The 25,289-nt window shown below is 61.3% G+C and carries 20 protein-coding genes and 1 pseudogene; 13 read left to right on the top strand and 8 right to left on the bottom strand.

What is annotated here, in order from left to right:
- Positions 1-150 precede the first annotated feature (150 nt).
- The 9 genes from OKW37_RS40490 to OKW37_RS40450 all read left to right on the top strand — a co-directional run bounded on the left by OKW37_RS40490 (position 151) and on the right by OKW37_RS40450 (position 13,028).
- Positions 151-1,860: a phosphodiester glycosidase family protein gene (locus OKW37_RS40490; RefSeq protein WP_429402544.1), complete on the top strand. Its 1,710-nt coding sequence runs from the start codon at positions 151-153 to the stop codon at positions 1,858-1,860.
- 24 nt (positions 1,861-1,884) lie between these two features.
- Positions 1,885-2,235, top strand: a complete 351-nt coding sequence (locus tag OKW37_RS40485; protein ID WP_429402456.1) for a transposase — start codon at positions 1,885-1,887, stop codon at positions 2,233-2,235.
- A 32-nt stretch (positions 2,236-2,267) separates the two neighbouring features.
- A complete protein-coding gene (locus OKW37_RS40480; RefSeq protein ID WP_429402457.1) occupies positions 2,268-2,501 on the top strand; it encodes an IS3 family transposase in 234 nt (77 codons plus the stop codon).
- Positions 2,502-2,763: 262 nt separating this feature from the next.
- On the top strand, positions 2,764-3,624 hold the full coding sequence (locus OKW37_RS40475) for a transposase (RefSeq protein ID WP_429402458.1): 861 nt from the start codon (positions 2,764-2,766) through the stop codon (positions 3,622-3,624).
- A 705-nt stretch (positions 3,625-4,329) separates the two neighbouring features.
- On the top strand, positions 4,330-6,306 hold the full coding sequence (locus tag OKW37_RS40470) for a type VI secretion system Vgr family protein (protein ID WP_429402459.1): 1,977 nt from the start codon (positions 4,330-4,332) through the stop codon (positions 6,304-6,306).
- An 18-nt stretch (positions 6,307-6,324) separates the two neighbouring features.
- Complete coding sequence (locus OKW37_RS40465) at positions 6,325-6,771, top strand: DcrB-related protein (RefSeq protein WP_187619882.1); 447 nt, start codon at positions 6,325-6,327, stop codon at positions 6,769-6,771.
- Between the two features lie 13 nt (positions 6,772-6,784).
- Positions 6,785-10,894 (top strand): RHS repeat-associated core domain-containing protein, encoded by a 4,110-nt coding sequence (locus OKW37_RS40460; protein WP_429402460.1) that lies wholly within the window; start codon positions 6,785-6,787, stop codon positions 10,892-10,894.
- Between the two features lie 11 nt (positions 10,895-10,905).
- A complete protein-coding gene (locus tag OKW37_RS40455; RefSeq protein ID WP_429402461.1) occupies positions 10,906-11,526 on the top strand; it encodes a hypothetical protein in 621 nt (206 codons plus the stop codon).
- Between the two features lie 158 nt (positions 11,527-11,684).
- Entirely contained in the window at positions 11,685-13,028 is a 1,344-nt protein-coding gene (locus OKW37_RS40450) for an IS4 family transposase (RefSeq protein WP_429402462.1), read from the top strand.
- A gap of 180 nt (positions 13,029-13,208) precedes the next feature.
- Here the strand turns inward: OKW37_RS40450 and OKW37_RS40445 are convergent, their stop codons facing one another.
- Positions 13,209-14,663, bottom strand: coding sequence for an IS5 family transposase (locus tag OKW37_RS40445; RefSeq protein ID WP_429402463.1), 1,455 nt, complete (start codon positions 14,661-14,663; stop codon positions 13,209-13,211).
- Here OKW37_RS40445 and OKW37_RS40440 point away from each other — a divergent pair.
- The 4 genes from OKW37_RS40440 to OKW37_RS40425 all read left to right on the top strand — a co-directional run bounded on the left by OKW37_RS40440 (position 14,656) and on the right by OKW37_RS40425 (position 18,550).
- On the top strand, positions 14,656-16,191 hold the full coding sequence (locus OKW37_RS40440; protein WP_429402464.1) for an ATP-binding protein: 1,536 nt from the start codon (positions 14,656-14,658) through the stop codon (positions 16,189-16,191). The genes OKW37_RS40445 and OKW37_RS40440 overlap by 8 nt on opposite strands.
- 48 nt (positions 16,192-16,239) lie before the next feature.
- Complete coding sequence (locus tag OKW37_RS40435; RefSeq protein WP_429402465.1) at positions 16,240-16,569, top strand: hypothetical protein; 330 nt, start codon at positions 16,240-16,242, stop codon at positions 16,567-16,569.
- A 305-nt stretch (positions 16,570-16,874) separates the two neighbouring features.
- Positions 16,875-17,987, top strand: a complete 1,113-nt coding sequence (locus tag OKW37_RS40430) for a BMP family ABC transporter substrate-binding protein (RefSeq protein WP_429402466.1) — start codon at positions 16,875-16,877, stop codon at positions 17,985-17,987.
- Between the two features lie 26 nt (positions 17,988-18,013).
- The gene (locus tag OKW37_RS40425) at positions 18,014-18,550 is read left to right on the top strand and encodes a nucleoside deaminase (protein ID WP_429402467.1); all 537 of its coding nucleotides are present in this window, start codon (positions 18,014-18,016) and stop codon (positions 18,548-18,550) included.
- A gap of 149 nt (positions 18,551-18,699) precedes the next feature.
- On the opposite strand, the gene OKW37_RS40420 is transcribed toward OKW37_RS40425, so the two are convergent.
- From OKW37_RS40420 to OKW37_RS40390, 7 genes and pseudogenes are all read right to left on the bottom strand, one after another.
- On the bottom strand, positions 18,700-19,767 hold the full coding sequence (locus tag OKW37_RS40420) for a purine-nucleoside phosphorylase (RefSeq protein WP_429402468.1): 1,068 nt from the start codon (positions 19,765-19,767) through the stop codon (positions 18,700-18,702).
- Positions 19,768-20,067: 300 nt separating this feature from the next.
- Positions 20,068-20,301, bottom strand: a pseudogene (locus tag OKW37_RS40415) (GntR family transcriptional regulator); the annotation flags it as partial.
- Between the two features lie 53 nt (positions 20,302-20,354).
- Positions 20,355-21,965 carry an HAL/PAL/TAL family ammonia-lyase gene (locus tag OKW37_RS40410; RefSeq protein WP_184058647.1) on the bottom strand — a complete coding sequence of 537 codons (1,611 nt, stop codon included), beginning with the start codon at positions 21,963-21,965 and terminating at the stop codon, positions 20,355-20,357.
- Positions 21,966-21,984: 19 nt separating this feature from the next.
- Positions 21,985-22,779: an ABC transporter ATP-binding protein gene (locus OKW37_RS40405; RefSeq protein WP_184058645.1), complete on the bottom strand. Its 795-nt coding sequence runs from the start codon at positions 22,777-22,779 to the stop codon at positions 21,985-21,987.
- A gap of 25 nt (positions 22,780-22,804) precedes the next feature.
- Positions 22,805-23,551 carry an ABC transporter permease gene (locus tag OKW37_RS40400; RefSeq protein WP_184012210.1) on the bottom strand — a complete coding sequence of 249 codons (747 nt, stop codon included), beginning with the start codon at positions 23,549-23,551 and terminating at the stop codon, positions 22,805-22,807.
- A gap of 18 nt (positions 23,552-23,569) precedes the next feature.
- Positions 23,570-24,292 carry an ABC transporter permease gene (locus OKW37_RS40395; protein WP_018422333.1) on the bottom strand — a complete coding sequence of 241 codons (723 nt, stop codon included), beginning with the start codon at positions 24,290-24,292 and terminating at the stop codon, positions 23,570-23,572.
- A gap of 95 nt (positions 24,293-24,387) precedes the next feature.
- Positions 24,388-25,248, bottom strand: a complete 861-nt coding sequence (locus OKW37_RS40390; protein ID WP_429402469.1) for a transporter substrate-binding domain-containing protein — start codon at positions 25,246-25,248, stop codon at positions 24,388-24,390.
- Positions 25,249-25,289: the final 41 nt, after the last annotated feature.

Genomic DNA, 25,289 nt, shown 5'->3' with positions numbered 1-25,289 from the left:
CATATCAAATAATCTTTCTCAGCGATGTCACCATAGCAAATTAATATTCAATTAAGCTAAGGTTGTTCAGGATTATGATCTGAACAGGCCTAATTCGCTTCTTTGACGAATTGACAAGTAAGAAGAAAATTTGATTTGGAGAGTCGGTTGATGAAGAAGTTGGCCGATAGATATGTAGTTGGAGAATTAGTACTGGCGGCTGCGGCAGCCTTGATTCTATCGGGGTGTGGAGATTGCATTTCTGACGGATCTTCGTCGTCCTTAGCTACTGCGGCGCCCTCCCCGGCGGTCTCATGGCAACTACCCGCGGGCGAATTGCCGCTCGGACCGCCGGGGCTACAGGAAGCGCGTACGACCACACAGGTCAGCCCCGGTGTCACGTATTACCAGATCACTCGCGGCCAGGCGGCCAGCACCGATTCCTGGACGGTCACGGTTCAGTTCGCGAAGACACAGATCGCTGCGGCCCCTGCCGCTGCAGCGATGGCGGCAGCAGGTTATCCGGTACGCTATGACCCGGCGGGAACCGGACCGGACGGGTCGCCACTTGGTTTCAACGTGTCGATCGGCCAGTATGCAACTCAGGCCGCTGCACAGGCTGTTGCAACGGCAATCGCTCAACAAACCAGCAACGCGTATAAGCCCACAGTCCGCAATACAGGTCTTGACGGTAACGCGTCGTCGACCGGGCCATGGCTCGTCAATGTCCTGGCCATTTCACCTACGTTCAAGGGAAACCTTCAGAACATAATCGCGGGCGGCAATGCATCCGGCAGCGGCGGCATGCTGGGCACGGGCGGCGAAACGCCCCAGGCAACGGCCGCGCGCCTGGGGGCCATTGCTGCAATAAACTCCGGTTTCTGGTCGACCAATGCCAACCCCGCCGGTGTCCAGTTGAAGGGTGCAGCCAGCACGATTGTCTCCAACGGCAAACTTGAGGGTATGGCTGCTAATGGAGAGCCGGGTGTTTCGTTTGCGCAGGTGGACGGGCACCCAACCGTCGCTTTCTTACCCAACCTGTCGACGACAGTGACCGTGACCAGCGCGAACGGCACGAGCACGCCAATCGTCGCGTTTAACAGCTCGATTCTTGGTCAGATATTCAATTGTGGCAGCCCGGATGAAACGCCTGCCCCGGAGCGTGCACACGACTACACGTGTACAAACTATAACGATCTCGTGCTGTATGACAGCAATTTCAACGGTGGCCTGACGTCCTCAACCACGGTTGATCCGGGCTACAGCGGGCCGACTTACGAAGTATTGGTGAGCAGCAATGGTCAGGTCCTGTCAGGAAGTGCGACGCTGGGGGCGCCCCCGCCTAATGGCGGTTACGCTTTGCAAGGGCTTGGTACGAGCGCCGCATGGCTGCAACAAAATGCGCCGGTTGGGACGGCGCTGACAGTCGCGTCGCAGGTCCAGTCGAACAACGCTCCGGTGACACTGTCGCCGGGCGTGTCGCTGACCGCTGCCGGCCCAACCTTGTTGCCGGCTGCGACAGTTCAGGGAAGAGCCGTGACAGAAGGCTGGTCGCCTGACTATGCAGGCGTCGATCGATCAAGCTTTTACTGGGGATGGTTCAACGCACGTAACCCGCGCACGATGATCGGCACGGCTGCGGACGGCACGATCCTGCTGGTCGAGACTGACGGACGGCAACCCGGCCTTGCTTTGGGTACGACAATCCAGGAAACAGCAAACGTCATGGAGTGGCTTGGGGCGAGCAAGGCGATCAATCTCGATGGTGGTGGGTCGAGCGCGATGATCGTGAACGGTGCGGATGTCGGTCACCCATCCGACAGTGCGCCGGCGAATCCGACACAACGGGCGGTAGCGTCTTCAATCGTATTGACTCGGTGAGCCACGTGGAGTTGACCCGCTTTCGTGGACACCTATCCTTTGGAACAGGAGGTGTCCATCATGGGAAAGCACCGCAACCCTTACCCTCCCGAATTTCGGGCACAGATTGTCGAGCTGGTCAAGGCTGGGCGCACACCTGAGGAACTCGCGCAGGAGTTCGAGCCAACCGCGCAGACGATCTACAACTGGGTGGCGCAAGCCGATCGCGACACCGGCAAGCGACGCGACGGCCTGACTACGAGCGAGCGTGAAGAACTTACCCGTCTACGCCGCAAGGTGCGCCAGTTGGAGCTTGAGCGCGAGATTTTGTCAAAAGCCGCGGCCTGGTTTGCACGGGAGACCGGAACGGTGCCCGACAAGGGTTCGAGTTCATGAGAACAAACCAGGCCGCCTGGCCCATTGCCACGATGGCACGACTGCTGGAAGGCTCCGCCAGCGGCTTCTACGCGTGTCTGAAACGTGCTCCATCGAAACGTGCATGCAGCGACGCTGAGCTGCTGGGGCGTATTTGCGCCATTCATGCGAGCTCGCGCGGCAGCTACGGCATGCCTCGCATTCATTTCGAACTCACCGAGCAAGGTGTGCGCGTTGGGCGCAAGCGGTTGCTCGCCTCATGCGCCTGGCGGGTCTATGCGGCGTGAGCCGGCGGCGCTGGATCAGCACCACACGGCGACAGCCTGACGCACGACCCGCGCCGGATCTCGTGCAACGGCACTTTGTGGCCGACGCGGGGTGCCGTCAATAAAGGGATTTTTTCGTACGCGTGCGACGTGAAGTCGCACCAGTTATTCAACTGGTTGCGGGTTTTCGACGGCCGTGGAATTTGTCTGCAAGCCGCGCCAGGACTGGATTTCAGGTCAGAGTAGCCAGATCGGCTAAAGTCCAGATTTCTGGACGCAGCGAATGACCCGAAGCCCATACTGGCAAGAGATTCCAACAAGATTGCGCCTGGAGCAGTTCGAGCAATTTGTCTGGCCGCATCTGAGCCTGGGCCGTCGCGGACCTCCCCCCACGCTGGCCTTGCACAAGATCTTCAACTACATCCTGCAGGCACTGTACATGGGTTGCCAATGGAAGATGCTGCCGATCGAAAAGAATGCCAACGGCCAACCCGAAATCCACTACACGCGCATCTACCGCACGTTTCGTCGCTGGCAGGCCGATGGTTGCATCGATGCCATCTTTTCGGGCTCGGTGCAGCAACTTCATCAGGACCAGCTGCTTGACCTTTCGGTCATCCACGGCGACGGCACCACGACGGCGGCGAAGAAAGGCGGCGACAATCTCGGGTATAGCGGGCACGAGCATCTGAAGGGCGACAAGGTGGTGGCCTTGTGCGATCGCAACTGCAACGTCATTGCTCCATTCATCAGCGTTCCCGGCAACCGCAACGAATCACCGCTGTTGCGCGACGCGCTGCCCAGCCTTACCGCCATGGCCCGCGCCATTGGCGCGGACCTGCACGGTTCAATCGTCAGCCTGGATGGCATCTACGACTGCAGCGCCAACCGCAAGGCGATCTTCAATCGCGGCATGACCCCGAACATCCCCGAGAATCCGCGCGGACGCAAAACACCGAAGCGGGGCCGCAAGCAGCGCTATGATCCGGCCATCTTCGAGGAGCGCTTCAGGACCATTGAACGGGTCTTCGCCTGGGAGGACAAGTTCCGCCGTCTGCTGCTGCGCTTTGAACGCATCAGTGACGTTCACTACGCGTTCAAGACGCTTGCCTATACGATGATTAACCTGCGCCACTACTGCTGAACCAGCGCGGCGCTCGCACTTCACTGACTGCGGCACGCGCCGTGATTGCTCACGCCTGTTGCATTTGCATTCCTGATCATAATGCAAACTCCGATATCGAGATACCAGTCGCTTTTCACAACGATGTTCCTGGCTTCGCACGATTACCAACGGTCATCGTAGTTCTTCCGTTCGCAATGGACGGAAACGCGCAACCAGTTGTCCGCTTCAGTCAGTTCAACGGCACATTTCACGGGCAGGCTGGCAATCAGGATGAGATGTCCTGTCAGACTCGCCATTCTGAAATTCGTTTACTCGACAGACTTAACCGAATTTTTCTTTATTGAACAACGCCATCAGCACCCCAGTGAAAGATTCAGGGTGTGCTTTTCACGGCGCGGCATCCGGTAGTCGTTTCCCGAAAGTCGAGGCCAGCTGCAAGTTTTTTGGGCCCTCGCCCATGTACAGACATCCTGTCGAACGGTATTTATTGTGATCGCTGTCGATCCGGGCAGCGATTTCAAATTTTCCGTCGACACACCCAAGTCCTTGTCCGTATTTGAGATGCACTCCGTGGAGCTGCGCTGACACCGGATGGGCAGCCGGTATTCATGGAGGAGGATTGATGCAGACAGGCTTGATGAAACGATGGGCGCAGGACGCGAGGAATAGATGCGTGCGCTGCGATGACAGTGTCCGGTCCGGTTCATTGGGAGGACGGCGCTCATGCTGACCCTTGTGCCCCCCCGCACCTTTACGGTCAGCGGTGCCGCGTTGCCCACGCTGCTCAATGGCGAGCCGGCCCTGCAGTTACGCACGATCTCAGGCGAGGAAGCGCTGTCGAAGATCTACCAGTACGAACTGGAACTGGTCACGACGCTGGATCCGCTGCTGTCCGACCATACCGCGGCCAATTTCGACCTGAAGGCAATGGTCGGAAAGGAGATGACCGTGACGGTCCAGCTCGACGGGATGGGTGCATTTGTACCGGGCATGCCAGGTATGACAGGAGCCGCCAATATCGGCGCCGGCGTGCGGGAGATTAGTGGCATCGTCACCGCAGCAAGCCTGGTCCGGCAGTTGGAGCGCCAGTTCCTGTACCGGCTGGTGCTCAGGCCATGGATCGTGCTGGCCGAACGGCGTACGGACTACCGGATCTTCCAGAACATCACGGTGGTCGAGATCATCGACGCGGTGCTACGCGGCAACTATCCATACACCTGCGAAAAACGCCTGGGTAACGTGTATCCGAATCTGGTCTACCAGGTGCAGTACGGCGAATCGGATTTTTCCTTTATTCAGCGCTTGATGGAGGAAAACGGCATCTACTGGTTCTTCGAGCATTCCAATGGCATCCACCGGATGGTGCTGGTCGATAACCAGGGGGCGCACAGGCCCGTGGAGAGCGCGGCTTACCGCACCTTGTGGTATTACCCGCCCGACTACAAGATCGACCGGGAATACATCAGTGCGTTCGACACCACCGAAAGCATCCAGTCCGGGATCTGGACGACCAACGATTTCGACTTCACCAGGCCGAAGGCCGATCTGGCGGTGCAGAACGCGCTACCGCAGGACACAGCGCACAACCGGCTGACGGTTTACGAGTGGCCGGGCGACTACACCGACCCGGCGCAGGGCGAGCAGTTCGCGCGTGTGCGCATGGAGGAAATCCGCGCGAAGGGCGAGCGTGCTGAAGGCCGCGGCAACCTGCGCGATGTGGTGTGCGGCACGACGTTCACGCTGGCGGGTTACCCGCAGGATGCCGCGAACCGGGAATACCTGGTGATCCGCGCGAGACTCGACGTCGAAGAGATTGCCGAGGCGACCGGTGCGGCGCAGTACCGCGTCAGCACGACGTTCGACGTGCAGCCGACGACCACGATATTCAGGCCGGAGCGCACGGTGGACAAGCCGCGCACGACCGGCCCGCAGACCGCGATCGTGACGGGACCCCGTGAGCAGGAAATCTGGACCGATCAGTACGGACGCGTGAAGCTCAAGTTCCACTGGGACCACTCGGATGTCAACGACCAGAATTCGTCGTGCTGGGTTCGGGTGTCGTACCCGTGGACGGGAAGCAACTTCGGTGGGGTGAACATTCCGCGCATCGGCAGCGAAGTGATCGTCGATTTCGAGAACGGCGATCCGGACCGTCCGATTGTGACCGGCAGGGTGTTCAACGCGATGACGATGCCGCCGTGGGAGTTGCCAGGTAGTGCGACGCAAAGCGGGATCATCAGTCGATCCATGAAAGGCGGGCAATCCAACTTCAGCGGCATCCGCTTCGAGGACAAAGAGGGTTCGGAAGAGTTCATGCTGCAGGCCGAGAAGGACATGAACTCGACCATCAAGCATGACGAGTCGCACACGGTCGGCAACGATCGCGTGAAGACAGTCGTGAGGGATGAAACGGGCAAGGTCGGTCGCGACCGCACCGTCGCGATCACCCGTAACGAAAGCATCGGCGTCGGCAGTGGCTTCGCGATGCTGGTCGGCGCGCTGCCCGCCGCTGACGCCCCGGCTCCCGCTGCCGGTACCTACACCCTGAAGGTCACCGAAAGCCTCGTCCTCGAATGCGGCGCTTCGAAGATCACCCTGCTGAAGAACGGCCACATCGCACTCGAAGGCGTCCAGATCGTGGAAACCGCGAAAGGGGCTTTCCAGATGACTGGCAAGCGAATCGATCTCAACAATTCCTAACGCTTAGCTACCCATTCCATGACCTCGCGCTATCGCATCGACGAGGGCAGTATCGATCTGCCCGAAGGATTTGAAGACCGCAGTACGAACATTTTTGTTTTTGGCGACCCGGACCGCTCACCGCTGAACTTAAACATTGCGCGTGACACGCTGGATGTGGGAGAAACACTGCCGGCCTACGTCGACCGCCAGATCAGGAAACTCGAAAAGATCCTGCGCGGCTACCGTCTCCAGCATCGCCAGGCCGCCCGGCTGGGCAGTGGCGATCACGTATCCGAGGGCGAGCAGATCGATGCTACCCGCAAGGAGGGCCAGCAGACCATCCATCAGCGACAGGCAGCGTTCCTGTGCGCGCCCCGGCGCGCGCTGATTTTTTCGGGCACGAGCATCAGGGCGTTCACCGGCGAGCAGAATGCCCTGTGGTCAACGTGGCTGGCGAGTTATCAGTCTTCATCGGCTGACTGAGCGGGGGCACGCCATGTACGAAGCCGCCCGTCTGCACGATCCCATTGCCCATTCCAGCGCACTCGCCGGTTTTCTGGTGGGTGCGTTGATCGGTATCGCGATCATCGCGGCCGTCGCCTTCGCTACCTGTACCTGTGGCTTTGGCGCGGCCTTGGTGGCGGGCCTGGTGGCGGGCTTTGCCGCACAGGGTGTATTGGCACTTGGGGAGGCGATAGGCCGCAGCATCAAATCGACGGCCGGGAAAATCAGCAGCGGCTCACCCAGCGTCTTCATCAACGGAGAGGCCGCTGCACGTGTCGAGTTCAGCGCGGTCGCATGCGAGAAACACGCGCCGATCAAACGCATCGCCGAAGGTTCCAGCAATGTGTTCATCAACGGCAAGGCGGCGGCACGCAAGGACGATCGCACCGAATGCGATGCGACCATCGGCGACGGGTCGGGGAATGTCTTCATTGGCGGAGGACGGGTTGCGTATCTGAAGATCGATCCCGAAATCCCCGACTGGCTGCGCACCACCGCCCAAGTGGCGTTCATTGTCGCTGGGCTCGCGGGCGGGCTCGCCGGCGGGCTCAAGGCGGCAGCAGAGGAAGCCGGAGAAGCGGGTGAGTCTTTCGGTGGGCGGTGCGCAACCAAATACGCTGCGGGTTTTCTTGAGGACGCCGCCATATCCGAGGCCATCGGCGGATTGATCGGCAGTCCGGTCGAGGTCACCTCAGGGCGCAAGGTGTTGCTGCCCGAGGCCGACTTCGTGCTGCCCGCGCGTATGCCGGTGTCCTGCTCACGCTTCTATTCGAGTACGCTGCACGAACCGGGGCTGCTTGGGCCGGGTTGGCGCCTGGATTGGGAAATCACCCTGCGTCGCACCGATGACGCGCTGATCTACATCGGTCCGCAAGGGCGTCCGATCCATTTCCCGTTGCTCAAACCAGGTCACGAACTGTATGACGCCGCGGAGCTGATCTGGCTGTCGCGCCTCGATGACGGGCGCTACCTGGTGCGAACACCGGAGCGGTATTACTTCCTGTTCGGCGACTTCGATGACAGCGGACTGGCCCGTCTGGTGATGATCGAAGGCCCCGACGCGCAGCAGATGACGCTGACATGGGATACCGCTGGCCGGCCGGTGGAGGTCCAGGCGGATGGTGGTTACCGGCTACGTCTGCAGTATCAGGAAGCGCCCGCGCGTCTGAGCCGCATCGAACTGCTCGAAGGCGGCACCCTTGGCACGCTGGTCAGCTACGGCTACGACAGTGCGGGCTATCTGGCGTCGGTGACCGACCGCGCGGGCGTGGTGACCCGTCGTTTCGGCTACAGCGACGGGCTGATGACCCATCATGCCAATGCCGAGGGGTTCCTCTGCCGCTATCGCTGGGAGATCCTTGCTGGCCAGCCGCGCGTGATCGAACACGACAACAGCAGCGGCGAGCGATACGGTTTCCACTACGACTTTGCCGCCGGCCACGCCGAAGTGACCGACACGTTCGGCAATGTCGCGCGGTGGGACTTCGACGCGAAGGAGCAGATCACTGCCCACACCGGCTTCGATGGCGCACAGTACGGTGCTGAATACAACGCCTCGGGATGGCCGATCGTACTGCATCTGCCGGGTGGGCGCACCCGGCGCATCGACTATGACGAACTGGGCCGGCCGGTGGCTCACACCGATCCGCTGGGCCAGATCACCCGCACGGACTATCACGCGAGTACGTCGCTACCTCGTCAGACGACCCTGCACGATGGCCGCCGTTGGATGACGGTTTACAACGGGCAGCATCAGGCGATCGAAACCGTTGATCCGCTGGGGCGGCGCACCGTCATGCACTACGGCGAGGACGGCCAGTTGCAGCGGGTCACCGATGCGAAGGGAGGCATCGTCACGCTGGAACACGACGCACGCGGGCTGCTGAACGCGCGCACCGACTGCTCGGGCAAAACCACCCACTACACGTACGACCGCGACGGCCTCCTCGACACGGTGACCGACGCGCTGGGCCAGACCACGCGCATCCGCTACGGTGCGCAGGGCCTACCCGAAGCCGTGACACGACCTGACCGGCAGACCGAGCGCTATCAGTGGAATGCCCTGGGTTACCTGGTCAGGCATACCAACGCGGCACATCACACCCAGCAATGGGAGCGCGATGGGGTGGGTCGGGTGCTGCGCCATACCGATGCTGAAGGGCGCACAGTCCACTTCGAGCGCGACGCGCATGGGCGACCGGTGAAGCTCACCAATGGGAACGGTGCGAGCTACCAGTTCGGCTGGGATGCGGCGGACCGCCTGCTTCGTGAGCAGCGCGTCGACGGCAGCGTGCACGAGTTCCGCTACGATGCGGCCGGATTTCTGCAATACATCGCCAGCCAGGCGGGCTCGTCGCGCCGCATGGAAGTCCATGAGCGCGACGCGCTGGGCCGGCTGGTGCGCCGCAGTGGCGACCATAGCGACACGGCGTACCGGTACAACGTGCTGGGCCAGTTGACCGAAGCCCGCCGCACGCCCACCGTTGCCGGCGAAGACCTGGGCATCGTGGCGGACACAGTGCGGATGGAGTACGACGCGGCCGGCCAGTTGCTGGCGGAATGGAGTGCTCACGGTCGCGTGGCCTACGAGCGTGACGAACTGGGTAATCCGCTGGCACTGACCCTGCCGCAGGGACAGCGGATCGAGACGCTTTACTACGGCTCCGGGCACGTGCACCAGATGCGCTTCGAGGGCGCCATCATCGCCGACTTCGAGCGCGACGACCTGCACCGCGAAATCCTGCGCACGCAAGGGCGGCTGAGCACGCACACCGGCTATACCTCACTGGGCCAGATCGCGTGGCAACGTGCCCATGCGCCGAAAGCGGAGGCGTCCAACGTACCGGACGAGACGCACAGTGTGCTATGGCGGCGTTACCGGTATGACCGTAGCGGCGAGCTGACGGAAAGCTACGACAGCTTCCAGGGCCATACGCTCTACGATTACGATCGCACCGGCCAGTTGCTGAGGCGCAGCGCCGAGAGCTTCGACGTCGAGCGCTTTACGTGGGACGCGGCGGGCAATCTGCTGGACGATGCCGGGCGCGAGCCTAACGTCAAGCTATCCCCGCTGCTGGATAACCTGCTGAGGCGCTACCGGGGGGTGTCGTACACCTACGACGACTGGGAGCAACTGGTGAGCCGCAACGGCATGGGCCTGCGCTGGGATGCCGAAGGTCATCTGCTGTCGGTGGACGATGGCGTGCAGCACACCGCTTACCGGTACGATGCACTGGGCCGGCGTATTGGCAAGTCGACCCGCGCCACACGGCACCCGGGTATGCCGCGCGACACCAAACCGCCGGAAGAAATCCGCTTCGTCTGGCAGGGCTTGCGGCTGTTGCAGGAACAGGACGGCAAGGGACAAAGCCGGACGTACCTGTATGACCCGGTGCGTGGGTATGCGCCGGTGGCGCGGATCGATCGTGCCGGCAGAAGCGATCACAGCGAGGTCTATCACTACCACACCGACCCGACTGGCACGCCGCGTGAAGTCACCGACGCCGACGGCAGGCCCGTGTGGAGCGGCAATTACAGTGCATGGGGCCAGGTACGGGCGAACATGCAGACGGCGGTGTTCAATCAACCGCTGCGCATGCCGGGGCAGTACCATGACGAGGAAAGCGGGCTCTCGTACAACACGTTCCGGTATTATGATCCGCATTGCGGACGGTTTATCTCGCCTGATCCGATTGGGTTGGCGGGCGGGCTGAATCTTTATCAGTATGCGCCCAATCCGATTCGGTGGATCGATCCTCTAGGCTTAGCAGCTGCCAATGGCGGCAATGCGCCAGTACACGGTGGAGCGGGCCACAATCAGGTCATTGATGATCATATTGCTGCGCTTCGACAAACTGACGGCGTGACGAACATACGGAAAAACCAGCAGCAGGTTGATGTGAATGGCGATAAGGTCGGAACCAATAGACCTGACATTCAATTTGATCAAGATGGGAACCACTACAATGTTGAGTACGACACAAACCCAAGAGCAAGCGCTGCTCACCAAACTCAGGTTACGGCTAATGACCCTAATGCCAGAAGTACATTCTGGGAAATAGACCAACAAGGCAATAAACAGACCGGTCGATCGTCATGCTAAAGGAGATTGGATTGAATCTGTATAAGTGCGAGAAATTTAAATTCTCATATATTTCATCGTCATTCGATGAGGTCAAAGAATTTCTCTTTGAAAAGACAAGGAGTAATTCTCTCTACAAGCTGATTTGCAGCAGCGATTCCCTGAATGATTTTTTTGGTGACGAAGGGCGATCCCCTCAAGTATACAACAGCAATGGCCGGCTGAAGGCATTGTTCTTTAAGAGTCAATCTGCCGAAGGCATTGTGATGATCAGCAATGTGATCGATGGATGGGAAAGTTTATGCTTTCAACTTAGCAAGTCGATCAGGGGCAATATTTATATATTCCACTTCGATTGCTCGGGTTCGAGCGATATGTTCAATGGATTCTCGCTTCTCGCAGATGGGATAAATGTCAGAACGGTGTATGCAATGAAAGATCCAAAATGGAAATTTTTCGAAAATGGGGATTCGCTATGGTTTGAGGACCGTGAGTGTTATAAAAAAAGAATAATATCAGAGAGAGTTAATAAACCGATTTTAAAAAAATATTGTAATTCATTGAATTTGAACGTAGAAGATGATAATTTTTGGAGGCTTGATGGTGAGTCTCTATTGTTTGGTTACACCCCCTCTGGGACGCGACCGTTGTAATGCACCAAGACTGAGTTCCGCCGGATTTACCCATAGCGTTATACACATTTCGTTGTCCGCGCCGCCCGCGCCAGCAAGCCGTTTACATTCAATGACTTGGAGGCTGGGCTTGTAAACTTTGGCCGAATCGCGTCTACTCTTGCAATTTGGGCGGGCGCGTGACGAAGGCTGCACAGCAGTGGATCGAGCAGGAATTTGCGGGGCTGGACCTTGGCGACGCCCGCCTGGACAGGAGGGCAAAGAAATTGATGGAACGACTTGCGGCCAATCCGACGGCCAGTATCCCGCAGGCGTGCGATAGCTGGAGCGAGACGTGCGCAGCGTACCGTTTTTTGCGCAATACGGATGTGGCCTGGGAAGCCATACTGGAGCCGCATTGGGCGAGCACGCAGGAACGCATGCGCAGCCAGTCGGTGGTGCTGTGCATCCAGGACACGACCGAGCTTGATTTCAACGGCCAGGACATCGACGGGCTGGGGCCGTTGAACTACGAAGCAAGGCGCGGGCTGTACTTGCACCCCACCTATGCGGTGACGACCGAACGCGAACCGCTGGGCGTGCTCGACGCGTGGATGTGGGCGCGTGAGGAGCTTGATGCCGATGGCGTTCGTCCTGGTCCGAAAGAAAGCACACGCTGGGTCGAAGGCTACGAGCGCGTGGCGGAAATGGCGCCGGACATGCCGCACACGCGACTGGTGTACGTGGCCGACCGCGAGGCCGACATGGTGCAAATGATGCGCCGGGCCAGCGAGCTGGGCACGCCGGCGGACTGGCTGGTGCGCGCCAAACATGACCGCTGTTTGCCCGGCGGCGATGGCGCCAGGCTGTGGGCGAGTACAACCAGCGCTGAGCCCTTGGGTGAAATCACCTTCGTGACCGGCGCCCGCGAGACTCAGAAGAGTCGCACCGTGCGCCAGCAACTGTGGGCTCGCGAAGTCGAGATCGCGGACGGCGAGCGCGGCAAGATCAAGGTTCACTGCGTAATCGCACGCGAAGTCGGGGCGCCCGCTGGCATCAAGCCGATTGAGTGGCGTTTGCTGACCAACCGAGCCGTCGCAACCCAGGAAGAAGCGGTCGAACTGATCAATTGGTACCGGGCGAGATGGGAAATCGAAATCTATTTCCATGTCCTCAAGAATGGCTGCGAAGTCGAGACCCTGCAATTGGCCGCTGTCGACCGGATTGAGCGCGCGCTGGCCTTGTTCCTGGTGGTGGCTTGGCGCGTGACGTATTTGATGCGCAAAGGCCGAACCTGCCCGGATCTGGATGCCGCCTTGTTCTTCGATCCGGACGAAATTCGTGGCGCCCATCTGCTGGCAAAAAAGAAGATGCCGGCGACGCCGCCCACTGTGAATGAGGTCGTGCGGCTGATTGCGCAAATCGGTGGTTTCCGCGGCCGAAAGAGTGACGGTGAGCCGGGCGCCAAGACCATCTGGCGAGGGCTCGATCAGGTACTCGCTGCCGCTGACACGCTACGCGCGCTCCGCGAAGGGCTCGGCTAATGACTTCTGTATAACGCTATGGGGTTATGCACTGCGTTATCTGCCATAACGATAAAAACGATCGCTATATGATAAAGCAGCTTGATATGAGTTCATGGTATGAGATTTACGAAGAAAAGTTGAATTCTCTGTTGAAGCGAGCATTTGCTTTGATTTAGCAATTAGTCGGACCTGCAAAATTCATTTAGCGAGTTGAAGGAAGCCGCGTACGGAGCGTGAAAGCAACGTTATCGACGTGAAGTCGACGAACAGGCGCAGAACCATGAGAACAAAAAAGGCAGGCTTGATGCCGAGCCGGGCGATGGCGCGCAGCAGCCAGCGCAGGTTATAGCCGACGGCGCACAGCACCGCATGCAGGGCGTCGCCAGTTTGCCCCTTCAGCCAGCAGCGTCGCATGCCGTGATCCTGCTTGACATGGCCGATGATCGGCTCGATGGCCTGTCGCCGTTTGAGCCAGCGGCGCTGGGGTGCCGACAACGTCCTGCTCTTGCCGCGATGCACGACCTGTACCGGCGCCACGTCGGCATCGACGCCGCGAAACCCGAGATCGACCAGCGCCGTCTTCGCACGGGGTGCGCCCGGCACCTCCTGCAACAGGATCGATGTCTGCTCGAGCTGTTCAGCCAGGGTGTGGCCGTCGTAGGGGTTGCCCGGGAACGCCCGTGCGCCGACGATCAGGCCTTGCTTCTCTGTGATTGCCAGGCTGACCTTGACGCCGAACTCATAGGGCTGCCGCGCCTTGCCCTTCCCGATGCACTCGACTTCCGGGGCATGCAATGCGTACAGTTTGTTCTTGTCCTTCGGGCGCTGGCGGCAGATTCGCCACGCCCGTTCCAGCCAGACGCGAAGCTTGACCTGCTGTGACTCCGAGGCGTCAGGCAGCTTGCGCTCGATGTCTCGCAGCAGTCGTCCCAGCACTGTGCGCTGTCGTTTGAGCACGCGACGCAGGCGCTTGAATTGTTTGGCGTGCGCGTAGCCGCCAGCACGGCGACGCAGACGCTTGCCCTCGCGTTCGTAGGTCTGCTTCAGACTCAGACCCGCGCGCTGCGCCAATTGCACAAGTTTGGCCCGCGCCACATCAAGCAGGCGACTGTCGGTCGGATACGCGATCGCCTTCTCCTGGACTGTGGTGTCAACAATCACGCGTTCGAATTCGGCGGGTGTTACCGCCTTCATGTGCACGGCGGCGGCGATCGTTGTGGCCAGCAATTCCTCGACACCCGCTTCGCCCAGCGCTTGCCGGAAACGCACCAGGTTGGTTGGGTCGCACGGCAGGCGGGGCTGAAAGTACTCTTCGCCGCAGAAGAACTGGAAGTACACGTCCTGCGCCCAACGCTCGCATACCGACTCGTCACTTTCGTTGTACGCGTGCTTCAGGTAGAGCAGGCCGACCATCAGGCGAACCGGCAGGCGCGGCCGGCCTGCCGCGCTCGGGCCAGCCCCCGCCAGCGTCGCCGCACTACCGAACAGATCGACATCATCATTGACTCGTCCTTCGCGAGCACGCCGCTCGAACACCGGGGTCAGCGTTGCTTCGATCGACACCCACGGCATTCGCGTGGCCAACACCGCCAGCGGGTGACGAAGATCAATCATCGCGTCCAGACGGCTGCGAAAAAAATCGGGCGTGCTCATCGGTGAGGCTCGCAAACTCCCGGAAAGAAAATCAGATCGATATTGCTTCTGGGAGTTCGACAATCAACGAACTTCTTCCGATCACTTGCTGCAGCTGGCTCTGCTCAGTTCTGAAGGGGCGACGAATTACGGCACCAGCATGATCGACCTGGGCCGGTTTCAGATCGATTTGGAGATGCGGACGCTGCACCAAAGCGGCACGCTCGTACCTGTCGGATCTCGCGCCTTCGATATTCTTGCCGTGCTCGTGTCGGCCGCTGGACGACTCGTTACGAAAGACGAATTGTTGGATAGTGTCTGGCCGAAAACCGTCGTCGAAGAAAACAATATCCAGGTCCATCTGTCCGCGTTACGCAAAATACTTGGTGAGGATCGCAACCTGATTGTCACGATCCCTGGTCGCGGGTATCAGTTGCGACAACGACCCGTTGAGAGCCGGGCTCCTGCGGTCGAGTCCCGAGCCTTCAGACGTAGCCTGCCGCTACGCGAAACCCGGCTCACAGGCCGCGACGCAGCCGTTCGGCAGATCAGCATGTTGCTCCAGACGACGCAGGTATTGACGCTCACTGGAGCCGGCGGTATTGGGAAGACGAGCCTGGCTATAGAGGTAGCACGGCAGGCATCGAACGATTCTTCCCGCGCTGTGTGTTTTGTCGAACTTGCCACGGCAACAACCGAAGATGCGGTCCTATGCGAGGTCGCCGAAGCATGCGGGCTGTCCACGCTCGATGCTGCAGTCGACGTTGCGCAACTGGCTGCGGCGGTTTCCGGCAAACGTCTGCTCCTCGTGCTGGATAACGCCGAGCATGTGATCGACGCCGTCGCGCGGATCGTCGACGCACTCGTAGCGGCAAGCGAAATTCTGCGTGTGATGGTAACGAGTCGTGAACCGCTTCGCCTGATGCAAGAGACGGTGTACCGGGTCGAGCCATTCGACGTGCCGCCTTCGCATTCAACCCATGCGGAGATCGTCCAGTTTTCAGCGGTAAAGTTGTTTTTGCTGCGCGTCAATTCAATCCAACGGTATGCATACGCCGGCTGCGAGGAAATTCATCTCATCGGCGAGATCTGCCGCCGGCTGGACGGCATTCCTTTGGCAATCGAGCTGGCAGCGGCGCGCGTCGCTGGCCTCGGCATTGGGGGTGTTCATCGCTATCTGCACGACCGTTTCAGTTTGCTGACGGGCGGCTACCGGACCGCTCTGCCACGCCATCAAACCTTACGTGCGACGTTCGACTGGAGTTTCTTCATCCTGAATCCATGCCATCAGTTACTGTTCAGGCGCCTCGCGGTATTTAGCGGCGGCTTTACGTTCGATGCGATGTGCGCGGTGGTGTGCGACGAGAAATACGCTGTGGCGGACGCGATCGGCGGCATCGGCGATCTGGTGGCGAAATCGCTCGTCAACATTGAGCTGGAGGGGCCGGTAAGCAGGTATCGCCTTTCCGATTCGGCACGTGCCTATGCGCTGGAGAAGCTGCATGCGCAAGGCGAGCAGAGGCTGATCGCGGCGCGCCATGCACGCTAGGCCTCCCATTGCTTGCGACCGTGTCTGGCTGACAGTGTCGCTGAACAATTGGACCTGGAAATCGATTTCCGGCAGTCGCTGGATGATGCACGCAGCGCTTTCGATTGGGCGTTCTCGCGGCATGGCGATACGCGGATTGGAGTCGAGCTCGCGGCAGGTCTCACAGAGGCGCTGCTCGATGCGGGCCTGATTCACGAATGCCGCACGCGTGCCGAGCAGGCCATCGATGCGCTTGAAGAACTGCCCCCTGCCTCGGTGGACTCAGACACCGAAAATGCGCGTACGTGCCACTCTCGCCTCGGCATTGATCTATGCTCATGGGCCCGTGTCAAAGTCGGCACAATCGTGGACGGAACTGCTGGCTCTTGCTGGCGATAGAGGCGACGGTTCTGGTGCAAATAGTGAAGGTGAATCGGTTAAGGTGTTGCCCCCCGATCTCATCATCCGACAATGATGTCCGAGCGCGGCCTGTCGCTGGTCCACACGACGATCGCTGTCTCCTATTCGAACTCCGCGATCCGCAGGCCAATTTCCCAAAGGCTTCATATCCATTCCGTTATACGACACATAACGAATCAATATTTCGGCCTTGATATTGACTCACCATCATCGCTGACGCGACGCAGCCAGTCGGCTGGACGACTGGCGTCGTCTCCTTCCAGTTCCCCATCTTCGGAGACTCCATGAGAACAAACTTCGCTCGCGCGGTGGTGCGCTCACTGCGCCCTGCGGTTACGCTTTTAGCCGCGCTTGGCATCTATGTCGCGTTGAGCCCCACTGCCGCCGCCGCGGTGCCGATGGGCGTCGCGTTCGTCTACCTCGGCAACCCCGGTGACGCTGGCTGGACCTACGCACACGAACAGGGTGTGAAGGCGATCGAAGCGAGGTTCGGCGACAAGATCAAGGTCACGCGCGTCGAGAACGTACCCGAATCCGCTGACTCGGAGCGCGTGTTTCGCGACCTCGCGAACAAGGGCAACAAGATTATCGTGGGCTCGAGCTTCGGATTCCAGGACTTCGAACTGAAGACTGCAAAGGATTATCCCGACGTCGTCTTCGAGCATGCGACCGGATACAAGAAGGCCACGAACTTTGCGACCTATGACGTGCGCACCTACCAGAGCGCCTATCTGGCTGGGCTCGTCGCCGGCTATACGACGAAGACGAATACGCTCGGCTTCGTCGCCTCGGTGCCGGTCCCGGAAGTGGTGCGCAACATTAACGCCTTCACAATGGGTGCGCGTTCGATCAATCCGAATGCGAAGGTAAAGGTCATATGGATCAATAGCTGGTTCGATCCAGGCAAGGAGAAACAGGCGGCCGAAACGCTGATCGGCCAGGGAGCCGACGTGCTGATCCAGAACACCGATTCGACGGCGACAATGCAGACTGCCGAGCAGAAGAATGTGCACGCGTTCGGTTGGGACTCGGACATGAAGAAGTTCGGCCCGAATGCCCAACTGGGCGCATGCGTGAGCTACTGGGGCGTCTACTACTCTCACCTGATCGAACAGGTGCAATCCGGCACGTGGACCAACGCGCCGACGTGGTGGGGTCTCAAGGAAAAAGCAATCGACCTCGCTGACATCAACACTGCAGCCGTATCGCCTGCCGCGCAAAAGGCGCTGGCGCAAAAGCGCGACGACATTATCGCTGGCAGATTCGATCCGTTCTCCGGACCGATCAGGGATCAGAATGGCGCGATCAAGGTGGCAGCCGGCACGTCGCTGCCCGACGCCGAGTTGCTGCGGCTCAACTGGTTCGTGCAGGGGGTCGAGGGCACGTTACCGAAGTAACTCAACCAACGTGGAGGAGACACACTTTGAGCCTTATCACTTCTCCGAAACAGAACGCGTCGGCGTTCCCTGAGCAGGGGCTCGCGCCGACACGCGAGCAGATCGTCCGCCATCTGCGTCATGCAAGCGTCATCGCAGAACGTGCGATGCTGTTGGGCCGTCACCCGTTTGGCGCCATACTCGTCGGGCCTGATCAGGAGTCGGTTCTAATAGAACAGGGCAATGTCGATTCCGTCAATCATGCGGAAGCGGTGCTCGCGCGTATCGCCGCGCTCAACTTTACGCCGCAATTCTTGTGGGGTTGCACGCTCTATACGACGGTTGAGCCATGTTGCATGTGCGCAGGCACGGCATATTGGGCCAACATTGGGCGGGTGGTTTTTGCAATGACGGAAGAGCGCCTGCTGCAAGCCACGGGCAATCATGCAGAGAATTCGACGATGAGTGTGTCGTCGCGGTATGTCTTCGACCATTGCCAGAAGCGCATTGAACTGGTCGGGCCCGTGGCCGAGGTCGAGGAAGAAGTGATGCAGGTGCAGCGCAGGTTCTGGGGACGCCGATGAGCATGGCGCATCGCGGCCTTATGTTCGCATCATGCCGCGCGCGGAGCCGCCACCGCCCGCGCAGCGGCCGCCGCGGCAACTGACGACAACGGTGGACACGATCGCTGTGCAGACCGGCACGCGGTACGCTCCACCACGCCGCAAACGCGCTACCGCTGCGGTACGCCGTCGCGCCACTCGCCCCAATGCATGACGATGTCCTGCACGAGCGGATTGCCCGTCAGGAACAGATTGTCGATCGCGATCGTGAAGCCCCCCTGCGACGAGTAGTTGAGCAGATTGTCCGCGCTCGACTGGCCCGCGTACGGCCGGTCGAAGTCCGAACCAGCGCGCAGCACCGCGACACGGTTCAGGTCAACGCGATGCACGGTCGCCGCGCGCGTCAGCGCCTCGAAGGTGGCGTTGTCTTCCTGCTGCGTCGTGCAATAGGTGCCCTTGCCGTCGGTCAGGATCTTCGTCCATTGCCGCGCGCGCTCGCCGAGATCGGTGCCCGACCACCAGGTATCGCCCGCCAGCGTGTCACACTGGATCACGGTCGGCGGACGGTTCGCGGGCGCATAGTTGTATTTGGCGCGGGCAGCCTGCGCCTGTGCGTCGTCGGTCAGCGTCACGTTGCGCGACAGCGCGAATGCCGCGTTCGAAAGCGCCGGATTGAGCTGGAACACTTCGGTGCGATAGTCGAGCGGCGGCTTCTGCGTCGGGCCCGTCGTGTTGATGCCGAGATAGCCGGTATTCCAGCCCGGCGGAATTTCGCGTCCGTCGATTTCCCATTGAATCCCGAAGTCGACGAGCCAGTTCGCCCACGCAGCGGAACCGACGGTGCCCTGAAGCGGATCAATACCAGCGATGCCCGCCACCATGAAGTACGTATGACGCAAGTCGAAACGCGGCGAGAACGTCAGCGCCATGATCGACGCGGCGGCATTCGCGTGCCCCATGCCCGTCGTCATCACGCAGACCTCCTGGCGATTGCAGTGTACGGCAGGGTAGTCAGGAGACAGGCCCGCGACGGTGATGTCCTGCCACGGGCCGAGATGATCGAGCCATACCTGGCCTTCCGGACCGAACATCGAAACGATCATCACCTTGACCGGCCGGCCACGCGACGCGCCGTCGTCCTGCGCGAAGCTGTCGTCGGCATGCGCGATGGCCGGTGCAACTGCCGCGCCTGCCACGAGCAACGATGAAATCGCTGCACCAAAAGCACGATTTAGCATAAGAGGTCCCACCTGATATGTAAGAACTGCGGTTGCGAAAAGTGAGTCGCGTGCCGTGTTGTCGACTGACGTCGTGGTTTTTTGTCGGCGTGCAGCGTGGGACCTGGGCGTGAGCCGTTCAGGTGACAGTGAGTATAAGCAGAGAAAAATCTGTATTGCCAAGCGGCGGCGAATTTTGATGCGGACGAAACGGCAACGGCGGACACAATGTACAGCGACTGGTTCTGGCGCAAATAGTGAAGGTGAATCGCATTCGCAAAGGCCAATTCAACCTGGCGAAGCTCGGCCTCAAAGATACCGCCGCGTGAGCACACGTCGTGCGCTCAACTCGCGCAACACGCGCGAAACGGTCATGCGTGCGACTCCGGACTCCTTGACCAACTCGGTTTCCGAAGGGATTGCGTCTCCAGGCTTCCAGGTGCCATCGGCTATGCGCTCGATTACATAGCGCTTGATCTGTTCGTATGCTGGCGCAAGCTTGCGCTGCAGCTTCAACCGCTTCGCCTCTCCACCCGCCTGCGCCGCCTCAGTCATGACTGTCCTGGTTGCACCGTGAACGATTTGCGCGGCGCCGCGCGACGCCAGCCTCAAGTACCCACCGCCCCGGGCAAAGCATCGTTCGCCGAGGCCGCCGCGCTGCCCGCCACGCAGTCCGTTGGTGCCGGAATGCAGAAATCCCGTGAGGGCCGGACCGTCAGCGGGCCGGGCAACGGCGGCGGACCATCATCCATGATCATGTGGAATGCGCGTGTCATGTCGTCCGCAAGCGGACGGTCGTCACGGTAGGTCGGCAAGACAGCGCGAACCTGGCTATACAACGCCTGCGTATACGGCGCGCGCTCGGCTGCGATAGGCTGCAGGTCGTATGCCTGAACCGCGGCAAGCAGTTCAATGCCAAATATGCGGCCGCTGTTGTCGATGACGGCCAGCGCCTTGAGCGCGGCCGGCGTGGCGTGGCAAAGGTGATCTTCCTGCAAGCCGGACGTCACACCGCCGTCGAGGCTCGCGGGCGCGGCCTCGCGGCGGTTCTGCGCGACCAGCGCCGCCGCCGTGTATTGCGCGATCATGAAGCCCGAGCGCGTGCCGCTCGCTTGCGCGAGAAACGCGGGCAACCCGCTCACGAGCGGATTGACGAGACGATCGAGACGCCGCTCCGCCATCGCGGCCACCTGCGCGACCGCAACCGCGAGGCTGTCCATGGCGAGCGCGATCGACGCGCCGACGGCGTGCGCCTGCGAGAACACGCGCGGCTCCTCGGGCGTGCCGGCGATGATCGGATTGTCAGTCGTCGAGGCGAGTTCGCGGTTCACGACTTCGGCCGTCGCAGCCAGCACATCGCGCGCCGCACCGTGCACATGCGGAATCGTGCGCATGCTGAGCGGATCCTGCGTACGCCGTCCGAGTGCCGCCGCCAGCAGACCGCTGCCCAGCAGCGCCGCGCGCATGCGCGCGCCGACCTGCGCAAGGCCCGGTGAGACGCGATACGCGAGCGAGCCCGCGTCGAACGCCACCATCTGGCCGCCGAGATTCTCGAAGCTCATCGCCGCCACGGCGTCGGCCCAGTCGAGCAGCCGGTGCGCGCGTTGCAGCGCGAGCGCCGCGAGCCCGGTCACGCACGGCGTGCCGTTCACGAGGCTCAAGCCTTCTTTCGCTTCGAGCGACAAGGGTTCGAGCCCCAGCCGGCGCAGCGCCTCGGCGCCGCTGATGCGCTCACCACGCCAGTTCACGTGCCCCGCGCCGACGCACACGAGTGCGATATGCGCCATGTGGCTCAGATAGCCGACCGAACCGAGCGCGGGCACTTCGGGCAGGCAATCGGCCTGGAGCAGCGCGACGAGCCGCTCGACGAGTTCGACGCGCACGCCCGAATGCCCGTGCGCGTAATTGTTGATGGCTGCGGCCATGATCGCGCGCGTCTCCTGCGCGCCGAGCGACGCGCCGACGCCCACCGCGTGGCTCATCAAAATGTTGTGCGAAAGCGTGTGCTGTTCGGCCGGCGACACCACCACGTCGCACAACGCGCCGACCCCGGTGTTCACGCCGTAGGCGCGCATGCCGCGCGCGATGATCTGCTCAACGAGCGCGCGCGCGGCGCCAATGCGCTCGCGCGCTTGCTCGGAGAGCTCGAGCGGTGCGCCTGCCGCGACGGCGCAGACTTCGCGCCAGTCCAGCGGGTTTCCGGTACGGATGACGGTCATGATGAACCCCGACGATGGATCAATGTGCGTTGCGGTCCTGATGGCTCGACACGAACTGGCGGAAGCGCTCCGACTTCAGTTCGCCGAATACCTCCGCGGGCGTGCCGTCCGAATCGACCTGGCCCTGATCCAGGAACATCACGCGATTGGAAACGTGTTTCGCGAAGCCCATCTCGTGCGTGACGACGAGCATCGTGCGGCCCTCGTCGGCAAGCGTGCGCATGACGCGCAGCACTTCGCCCACGAGTTCGGGATCGAGCGCCGAAGTTGGCTCGTCGAACAGCATCACCTTCGGATGCATCGCGAGTGCGCGCGCGATTGCCACGCGCTGCTGCTGGCCGCCCGAGAGATGTGCGGGATAGTGGCCGCGCTTGTCGGCGAGGCCGACCTTCGCGAGCAGCGCCTCGGCTTCCTCGACCGCTTCGGCGCGGCTGCGCTTTTGCACGCGCATCGGGCCTTCGATCAGGTTCTGCAGCACCGTCATGTGCGACCACAGGTTGAAGTTCTGGAACACCATGCCGAGCTGCGAGCGCACGCGGTCCACCTGGCGGCGGTCGCCCGGTTGCAGCTTGCCGTCACGGCGGCGCTTCATCTTCAGCGCTTCGCCGGCAAGCGCGACGGTGCCGTCGTCGGGCATCTCAAGTAGGTTCAGGCAGCGCAGGAACGTGCTCTTGCCCGAGCCGCTAGCACCCAGGATCGAAATCACGTCGCCTTCGTGGGCGTCGAGCGAAATGCCCTTGAGCACGTGATGATCGCCGAACGACTTGTGGATGTTCCTCACGGACAGGGCGGCGACCGGTGCGACTGCGTTCATACGATTCTCCGGAAAGATGGGCCGATCAAGACGCGACGCGGCGGGTTTCGAGTTGCGTGGCGGGGCGGCGCACGACGGTGGGCGCGGCGCGCAGATGGCGCGAGAGGCGCCGCTCGACGAGGCCGATGAGGCGCACCACGAGGAAATTCAGGCATAGATAGATCAGCGCAGCGCACGTGAACACCTCCGTCGTGCGATAGGTCTGCTGAATGATCTGTTGCGCGACACCTGTCACTTCCCAGACGGTGACAAGGCTTGCGAGCGCCGTCGACTTGACGAGCAGCACGGCTTCAGTCGAATAGGCGGGCAGGCACTGCCGCAACGCGATGGGGCCGATCACGCGGCGCAGCAGCGCGAAGCCCGACAGGCCGATTGCATGACCTGCCTCGATCTGCCCGACCGGCACGGCCATCAGGCCGCCGCGGATGATCTCGGCGGTGTAGCCCGCCGTGCACAGCGCGAGCGAGAGCACGGCGCACACGTAGGGCTCGCGCAGCACGGGCCACAGGAAGCTTTCGCGGATCACGCCGAACTGTCCGAGCCCGTAGTAGACGAGAAACATCTGGATCAGCAGCGGCGAGCCGCGGAACACGAGAATATAGGCGCGCGCGAAGCGGTTAGGCAGCCAGTGCGGCGAGACGCGCATCGTGACGATCACGAGCGAAAGCAGGCCGCCGAGCACGAGCGAGGTGAAAAAGAGGCTCAGCGTGGTCGGCACGGCGGCAACGAGCTGGCGCGTCGTGTCGAGAAGAAAATCGAAATCGATATGCATGATGAGGCCGCCCTTGCGTCAGTTGCGCGCGAAGTTGCGCTTGAAGGAGCGGCCGACGATCGTCTCCGCCCGGCCGAACACACGGTTCGAAACGCCCGTCATCGCGAGATAGAGCGCTCCGCCAACGACGAAGAACAGGAAGTACTGGTGTGTCGATCCCGCCGCGACCTGGCTGGCACGCAGCAATTCGACGAGACCGGTGACCGAGATCAGCGCCGAGTCCTTGAGGCTCAACTGCCACACATTGCCGATACCCGGCAGTGCGAATCGCAGCACCTGGGGAATCAGGATGCGGCGCGCCATGGTGAGCGTCGGCATGCCGATCGCGCGCGCAGCTTCGAGTTCGCCGCGCGAGACAGCTAGCACGGCGGCGCGATAGACCTCCGTCTGATACGCGCCGGAAATCATGCCGACCGCGAACGCGCCAATCACGAACGGCGGCACGCCGATGAAGCCGTCGGCACCGAACCACTGCCCGATCGAGGACACCAGCGTCGAGCCGCCAAAGTAGAACAGATAGATGACAAGCAGTTCCGGCACGCCGCGGAAGACGGTCGTGTAGAAGTCGCCGATCACGCGCGCCGTGCGAAAACGCGAGAGCTTTGCCGCTGCGACGAGCGCGCCGAATACCGCGCCGATCGCGAGCGCCGCAAGCGTCAGCACCACCGTCATGAACGCACCGAGCAGGAGCAGGCCGCCCCAGCCATCGGTCCCGAAGCCGAGCATTTCGAAAAGAGCCATCACGCCACCTCAACCAAGCCTGCGAAACAAGCCGCGCGGCATCAGCCTTTCGAGCCGGATCAGGCCGAAGCGCGCGGTCACGTTGTGAGCGACGCTCAGGGCGTCACATCGGTCTTGAACCACTTCTCCGAAAGCTTCTTCACGGTCCCGTCGGTAATCGCCGACGTTATCGCCGCGTCGAACTTCGCCTTCAGGTCCGCGTCCTGCTTGCGGAACGCGAGGCCTTCGCCCGGCCCCCAGATCAGGCCGCCGATCTTCGGGCCGGCCGTCACCGTCGGCACCGCTTCCTTCTTGTCGGCATTTGCGGCGTAGTACGTCACATCGTCGAACGACGCGTCGATGCGGCCATTGGACAGATCGAGATCGCGTTCCGGCGAGGTCTTGTAGACGCGGATCGACGCGACATCCTTGAAGTTCTCGTTGATGAAGCGCGTATAGACCGTGCCCGACTGAATGCCGATGGTCTTGCCCTTGAGCGCCGTGCGCAGCGCCTGGACGGCGGGCGCGTTCGACTTGGCGTCGGTGTCGAGCTTCAGCGGCGCCGGGTTGCCGGTTGCCTTCGGCAGGATCTTCGTGTCGGTGACCGCGAAGGTCGCCGGCGTGGACGCATACGGCTTCGAGAAGGCAATGATCTTCTCGCGCTCTGGCGTGATCGAGATCGCATCCATCAGAACATCGAACTTTCCGGCTTGCAAGCCGGGAATCATGCCGTCCCAGTCCTGCGCCACGAGATTGCACTTGAGTTGCGCCCGCGCGCACAGGTTAGCGGCGAGTTCGGGTTCGAAGCCGCCCAGCTTGCCGCCCGGCAGCGTCATGTTCCAGGGCGCGTAGCCGCCTTCGAGGGCGATCGTCACTGTCGTCCAGTCCTTCGCCTCGGCGGTGTTGCCCGCAAGCGCCGCCGCTCCAAACGCGACACCGATCAAACTCTTGACCAACCATCTGCACTTCGCCTGCATGTCCACACTCCTTGGATTGCCGAAAACTTCATTACGGTAGC

The organism is Paraburkholderia sp. MM5482-R2 (assembly GCF_050436125.1).
GTDB classification, from domain to species: Bacteria; Pseudomonadota; Gammaproteobacteria; order Burkholderiales; family Burkholderiaceae; genus Paraburkholderia; species Paraburkholderia tuberum.
The sequence above is the reverse complement of the archived record's forward strand: the minus strand, read 5'-3'. Positions and strand labels throughout refer to the sequence as shown.